1 protein-coding gene is annotated in these 1,306 nt (G+C 53.6%); it reads left to right on the top strand.

The genetic code is table 11. The annotated features are described in order from the left end of the window. Positions 1-49: 49 nt before the first annotated feature. Positions 50-1,284, top strand: a protein-coding gene (locus VVR85_RS11150) for an IS3 family transposase (protein ID WP_368520936.1) whose coding sequence is annotated in 2 segments (ribosomal slippage) — positions 50-338 and positions 338-1,284 — 1,236 coding nt in all. Because the reading frame shifts where the segments join, the coding sequence is not laid out codon by codon here. Positions 1,285-1,306: the final 22 nt, after the last annotated feature.

Below are 1,306 nucleotides of genomic sequence, written 5' to 3'. Positions count from 1 at the left end.
GAAGTGTCCCAGGTTTTGTTCCGTTTGAGTAGATGGGAAAATCTGGAACATGCCAAGGAAATTTGACCAGGATGCCAAGGACCGTGTGGTCCGTCTTGTGGAAGACCGCATCTTGGCGGAAAATATGTCGATGCAAGCCGCGTGCCAGGTAGTAGCTCCAAAGCTGGGGGTTTCATGGCACACAGCTCGTCAATGGACTCAGCAGGCCCGCCGTGCAGGAAACATCCCAGATCCTGTGCCTGAAGATTTGGCCGCCGAAAACGCTAGGCTACGCCGTGAAATTCAAGAGCTTCGCGACACTAACGAGCTGCTGAAAGCTGCCTCAGCTTTTTTCGCGTCGGAACTCGACCCACAACGTCGGAAATGATCCGGTTCATCGATGAATACCGGAGTAGTTTTTCCGTCGAGTTCATCTGTAAGACGTTGAAAAATAACCGGGCTGGTGGGTTTATCACCTCGCGTGGGTATCGCCAGTCCAAGGCCCGTGGATTAAGTGCTCGTCGCCTTCGCGATGCTGTGCTGGTTGAACGCATTAGTGCTGTTCATCGGGATAATTACGGTGTTTATGGTGTGCGGAAAATGTGGCATGCTCTCCGCCGTGGCGGAATTGATATCGGTCGTGAACAAACTGCTCGGTTGATGCGCCTAGCCGGCGTTTCTGGCAAAGGCAAAGGCAGATCACCTCTCACTACCCGTAAGCCTAATGTGCCTGATCTGCGCCCAGACTTGGTCGAGCGTGAGTTTAAAGCTCAGGGCCCGAATAAACTGTGGGTGGCCGACATTACCTATGTGCGCACGAAGAAAGGCTTTGTGTACGCCGCGTTTGTCACCGACGTTTACTCTCGACGGATCGTTGGGTGGGCGTTATCAGACTCGATGCGGACGGAAGCGTTACCGTTGCAAGCTCTTAACCAGGCGATCGTGTGTGCTGAGGAAACAACAGGGCTCATTCACCATTCGGATCACGGCTCACAGTATGTCAGCGTGGTCTACAACGAGCGACTTGCCCAGCACGGGATTGCCGCTTCCACCGGAACTGTCGGGGATTCTTATGACAATGCTCTGGCTGAGAACGTCAACGGCTCCTACAAGAACGAAATCATCCATACCCGCACATGGAACGACGTGGTCGACGTGGAAATAGCCACGTTCGAGTGGGTCACTTGGTGGAACGAATCACGACTGCACCAGAGCCTCGGCTACCATACGCCGGCTGAGGTGGAAACCGAATTTTGGGAACACCACCCAAGCCACGACATAATAAAACACAAGGCAAATGCCTAGGAACAAAACCCGGGGCACTTCA

Origin of the sequence: Corynebacterium sp. LK2590 (assembly GCF_040946105.1) — a bacterium.
In the GTDB taxonomy this organism is placed as follows: Bacteria; Actinomycetota; Actinomycetes; order Mycobacteriales; family Mycobacteriaceae; genus Corynebacterium.
Note: the sequence above shows the minus strand (reverse complement) of the source record. Positions and strands in the feature narration are given on the sequence as shown.